Origin of the sequence: Burkholderia sp. LMG 13014 (genome assembly GCF_905232215.1) — a bacterium.
GTDB lineage: Bacteria > Pseudomonadota > Gammaproteobacteria > Burkholderiales > Burkholderiaceae > Burkholderia.
In genome coordinates, this window is sequence record NZ_CAJNKE010000497.1 from 1 (window position 1) to 4,356 (window position 4,356).

Here is a 4,356-nt window from a genome sequence, read left to right on the forward strand (position 1 = left end):
GCCGGCCTGCGTCACGGGACGCGGCCGCTTACCGTTGCGGGGGCAGCGCAGGTTGGCGGGCTCCTGGCGCCCGCGCCCTGCTTCCCGTTTAACCGCGCGTTCCACGCGCGAGCACCGAGGCGGCGCCAGTTTAGGAGCGGGTCGCGCGAGCGTCAAGGAAGCGTCCGGACACGCACGGGACGCGCCGATTCGCGGCAAGAAGCGGGGGTGTTACGACTGGAAACGTTACAGATGTCGGATTGCGCGTTATTCCGCGCTAAAATGCTGGGTCTTTAGAGGACGCAGCAAATGCTCAACGAACTCGAAACCTTATCTCAAAATATTGGCCGTCTGATTTCGCTTAACAAGCGCTATCACTCGGAACGGCTCGCGCTCGAGGAGCAGGTCGCGCAATTGCGCGCGGATGCGGACGCTGTCCGCGCGGAACTCGCGCAATTGCGCGACGAACGCAATGCACTTGAGGCCGAGCGTGACACGCTGTCGGCAAAGATCGACGACGCCCAGGTGAAACTGAACGCGATTCTCGAAAAGCTGCCGCGCTCGAAAAGCGCGGAGCAAGCCGACAACCAGCTCGACCTGCTGGATGCACAGGCGCGTGCGGATGGCGATGACGCGGCCAGCCACGGAGAACATGCATGAGCACCAAGCAGATCGAAGTCTCGATTCTCGGTCAGGCCTATCGGCTCGCCTGCTCGGCCGAGACCGAAGCGGCGCTGCTCGAAGCGGTCGCGCGCGTCGACGCCGAAATGTCGAAAATCCGCTCGAACAGCTCGGTACGCGGCACCGATCGCATCGCCGTGATGGCGGCGCTGTCGCTCGCGTCCGAATTGCTGCGGTTGCAAACGAGCGTGCGGCACGGTGAAGCATTTCCGGCGGAAGAAATCCGTCGTACAATGCACCAGATGAACGAACAGCTCGGCGCGGTGCTCGCACAGCACGAGACGCAGTAACGTTTGATCGATGCGTCGATTCCCCTTGATCTCGGCGATCAACGGTGGTCAAATTGGCGCAACGAAACACAGTTCAGTCAGCTTCCCTGCCTGGTTCGCCAAGGTCATATATTCCTTGAACCAATGCCATGTGCACGGTTGCGGAAATTTGTAGCACGGGCGCGCGCGTCACTCTGTCTGATGTACCCGAAGTGCTGCTAACTGCGACCAATTCTGAACCCCAGGTTCAGGATGCCGGCCTAGCGGCCAAGGCGGGGGCCTATCCAACGGCATCGGGCGAAGCCCGGTGCCGTTTTCTTTTGTAGCAGCCTCTTTCTGCGTCGATCACGATCCATGCAATACTGGCTGATGAAGTCCGAACCGGACGAAGCAAGCATCGACGATCTCGCCAACGCACCGCAGCGCTCGCTGCCGTGGACGGGCGTGCGCAATTATCAGGCGCGCAATTTCATGCGCGACACGATGAAGATCGGCGACGGCGTGCTGTTCTATCACTCGAGCTGCCCCGAGCCGGGCATCGCGGGCCTCGCCGAAGTGTCGTCGACGCCCTACCCCGATCCCACGCAGTTCGATCCGAAAAGCCCCTATTACGATCCGAAGTCGACTCAGGAAGCGCCGCGCTGGCTTCTCGTCGACGTGCGCTACGTGAAAAAATCGCCGCTCGTGCCGCTCGCCGCGCTGCGTGAACACGACGAACTCGCCGACATGCGCGTGCTCGCTCGCGGCAACCGGCTGTCGATCACGCCCGTCACACGCACCGAATGGCGCTTCATCACCGAAAAGCTGATGAAGTAGGCGCGCGCCAAAGGTCAAATCTGGTCAGTACGCGCCGCCGCCGCGGAACTCGCGGCACTTTCGCGCAGCCTAAGCAACCGCTGTCGGCCGATCAGGCCGGTTGTCGTTTTTTTCGTCGCGCGGGTCGCCCGCGTCGTGCACGCGCGATCCGCGTGCACGCCCTCGCACAAGGAGTCCAACAATGACCAAGAAATCCGCACTCGCGCTGTCGCTCGCCCTTGCCGCTGCCGTTCCCGTCGCGTTGACGCTCGCGTCTTCCACCGCGCACGCGCAAACCGCGAACCCGCACTTTCCGGAGCCGGCGGGCGTGCTGTCGCTGTCGTCGCAGGCCAGCACCGACGTGCCGCAGGACATCATCCACATCACGCTGTTCTACGAGCAGCAGGCCAAGGATCCGGGCAGCCTCACCGCGCAGTTGAACCAGCGCGCCGACGCAGCGCTGTCGCAGGCGAAGGGTGTCTCCGGCGTCACCGCACACACGGGCGCATTCTCCGTCTATCCGAGCACCGATCGCGACGGCAAGATCTCCGCATGGCGCGGCCGCACCGAGGTCGCGCTCGAATCGCGCGATTTCGCGGCAGCGTCGAAGCTTGCGGGCCAGCTGTCGAACCTGATGCAGGTCGCGAACGTCGAGTTCTCGCTGTCGCCCGAAGCGCAGCGTGCGGCCGAGCAGAAGCTGACGACCGAGGCGATCAAGTCGTTCCGCGCCCGCGCGGACGAAGCCGCGAAGGCCTTCGGTTACAGCAGCTACACGATCCGCGACGTGAACGTCGGCGGCGGCCGCAACGTGCAGCCGTACCCGCGCATGATGGCGATGGCCGCAGCACCGATGGACAGCGCCAAGATGAGCGCACCGATCGCGGTCGAAGGCGGCAAGGCCACCGTGTCGGTCACGGTCAACGGCTCGGTGCAGATGAAGTAACGCGCAGCGCGCGGCAGTCCGAAATGAAAAACGCCGGCCCGAGGGCCGGCGTTTTTCGTTGACCTGCAGGTTGTCGATGCCAGCGCCGATGCACGCGCCGCTCGCACGTGCATCGGCGTCGCATCACGCAGCGGCAGTCGCCGCGCGACGGCGATATGCCCAGACCATCAGCGCGATGCCCGCGAGGATCATCGGCATCGACAGCCACTGCCCCATCGACAGGCCAAGCGCGAGCAGGCCGAGGAAGTCGTCGGGCTCGCGCGCGAACTCGACCGTGAAGCGTGCCAGGCCATAGCCGATCAGGAACAGCGCGGAGATCGCGCCCATCGGCCGCGACTTGCGCGAGAAGAAGAACAGCGCGAAGAACAGCACGATCCCTTCGAGCGCAATTTCATAGAGTTGCGAAGGATGGCGCGGCAGCATCTGGTATTGCATGAACACGTCGGCGAGATGCCACTTCTCGACGAGCTCCGGATGCTTCGGCAACCATGCCGCATCGTCGCGCATCGCGCCAGGGAACAACATCGCCCACGGTGCGGACGGATCGGTCACGCGGCCCCACAGTTCGCCGTTGATGAAGTTGCCGAGCCGCCCGGCCGCGAGCCCCGTCGGCACCATCGGCGCGACGAAATCGGTGACCTGCAGCCAGTGGCGCTTGCGCTGCCACGCGAACAGCACCATCGCGAGCGTCACGCCGAGGAAGCCGCCGTGAAACGACATGCCGCCTTCCCACACCTTGAACACGTCGAGCGGATGCGAGAAGTAGAAATCGGCCTTGTAGAACAGCACATAGCCGAGCCGGCCGCCGAGCACGGTGCCGAGCACACCGTAGAACATCATGTCGTCGATGTCCTTCGCGGTCCAGCCCTGCGCCGCGACGTGCGGCAGCTTCAGGCGGATCCGGCCGACGACGATCGCCGCGATGAAGCCGACGAGATACATGAGCCCGTACCAGCGCACGGCCAGCGGCCCGAGATGGATCGCAACGGGGTCGAAATTCGGGTGAATGATCATGGGTTAGCGAAGAAGTTTTCGAATGCGGTACGGCCGTCGCACACGCGCAGCACCGCGCTTTGGACGGCACCGGCGCGTCATCGTTCACGTCACGTGGCGAGGCCCTGCGCGCGCACGACGTCGATGAAGCCGGCCAGCACGGGGCTCACGTCGCCGGTGCGCCACACGAGACCCGTCTCGACGACCGGCGCGTGACCGGCAAGCGGCCGGTAGACCACGCCGGTGCGCCGCAGGTTACGCAGCGATTGCGGCACCAGTGCGACGCCCATGCCGGCCGACACGAGGCTGACGATCGTCTGCATCTGGATCGCCTCCTGGCCGATGCGCGGAGTTTCCCCCGCCGCGCCGTAGCAGCCCGTAATGATGTCATAAAAGCCGGGTGCCAAACGACGCGGAAAGATCACGAGCGGCAATGCGGCGACTTCCGCGAGATGGACGGGCTCGTCTTCCGGCGCGTCGCTCGCCGCGGCCGGCATCGCCACCACCAGCGGTTCGCGCACGACGGGCAGGTACGACAGCCCGGCCGCGTGGCGCGGCGGCACGGGCGGAATGACGAGCCCCGCGTCGATGCGACCGGCGACGAGTTCGTCGATCTGCACGTCGCTCGTCGCCTCCGCGAGTTGCAGGCGCACCTGCGGATAGCGCGCACCGAACGCGCGCAGCAGCGCAGGCAGC

At 65.0% G+C, this 4,356-nt stretch carries 6 protein-coding genes and 1 other RNA gene; 5 read left to right on the forward strand and 2 right to left on the reverse strand.

Annotated features, from left to right (window positions below):
• Positions 1 to 288: 288 nt before the first annotated feature.
• The 5 genes from JYJ84_RS29520 (at position 289) to JYJ84_RS29540 (ending at position 2,667) form a co-directional block, all read left to right on the forward strand.
• The gene (locus JYJ84_RS29520) at positions 289 to 639 is read left to right on the forward strand and encodes an ATPase (protein ID WP_122946042.1); all 351 of its coding nucleotides are present in this window, start codon (positions 289 to 291) and stop codon (positions 637 to 639) included.
• Positions 636 to 950, forward strand: a complete 315-nt coding sequence (locus tag JYJ84_RS29525) for a cell division protein ZapA (protein ID WP_011352906.1) — start codon at positions 636 to 638, stop codon at positions 948 to 950. Before JYJ84_RS29520 ends, JYJ84_RS29525 begins: the two co-directional genes overlap by 4 nt.
• A gap of 80 nt (positions 951 to 1,030) precedes the next feature.
• Positions 1,031 to 1,212, forward strand: a non-coding RNA gene (ssrS, locus tag JYJ84_RS29530) — 6S RNA.
• Between the two features lie 71 nt (positions 1,213 to 1,283).
• Positions 1,284 to 1,745, forward strand: coding sequence for an EVE domain-containing protein (locus tag JYJ84_RS29535; RefSeq protein ID WP_122946043.1), 462 nt, complete (start codon positions 1,284 to 1,286; stop codon positions 1,743 to 1,745).
• Positions 1,746 to 1,926: 181 nt separating this feature from the next.
• Positions 1,927 to 2,667 (forward strand): SIMPL domain-containing protein, encoded by a 741-nt coding sequence (locus tag JYJ84_RS29540; RefSeq protein ID WP_122946044.1) that lies wholly within the window; start codon positions 1,927 to 1,929, stop codon positions 2,665 to 2,667.
• A 123-nt stretch (positions 2,668 to 2,790) separates the two neighbouring features.
• On the opposite strand, the gene lgt is transcribed toward JYJ84_RS29540, so the two are convergent.
• The gene (gene lgt, locus JYJ84_RS29545; protein ID WP_174955420.1) at positions 2,791 to 3,681 is read right to left on the reverse strand and encodes a prolipoprotein diacylglyceryl transferase; all 891 of its coding nucleotides are present in this window, start codon (positions 3,679 to 3,681) and stop codon (positions 2,791 to 2,793) included.
• An 89-nt stretch (positions 3,682 to 3,770) separates the two neighbouring features.
• On the reverse strand, positions 3,771 to 4,356 hold a 586-nt coding region (locus JYJ84_RS29550; protein WP_240201918.1), incomplete at its 5' end, for a LysR substrate-binding domain-containing protein.

Coding starts and splice junctions, on each gene's coding strand:
- JYJ84_RS29520 (WP_122946042.1), top strand. CDS start 289: ATGCTCAACGAACTCGAAACCTTATCTCAAAATATTGGCCGTCTGATT.
- JYJ84_RS29525 (WP_011352906.1), top strand. CDS start 636: ATGAGCACCAAGCAGATCGAAGTCTCGATTCTCGGTCAGGCCTATCGG.
- JYJ84_RS29535 (WP_122946043.1), top strand. CDS start 1,284: ATGCAATACTGGCTGATGAAGTCCGAACCGGACGAAGCAAGCATCGAC.
- JYJ84_RS29540 (WP_122946044.1), top strand. CDS start 1,927: ATGACCAAGAAATCCGCACTCGCGCTGTCGCTCGCCCTTGCCGCTGCC.
- lgt (WP_174955420.1), bottom strand. CDS start 3,681: ATGATCATTCACCCGAATTTCGACCCCGTTGCGATCCATCTCGGGCCG.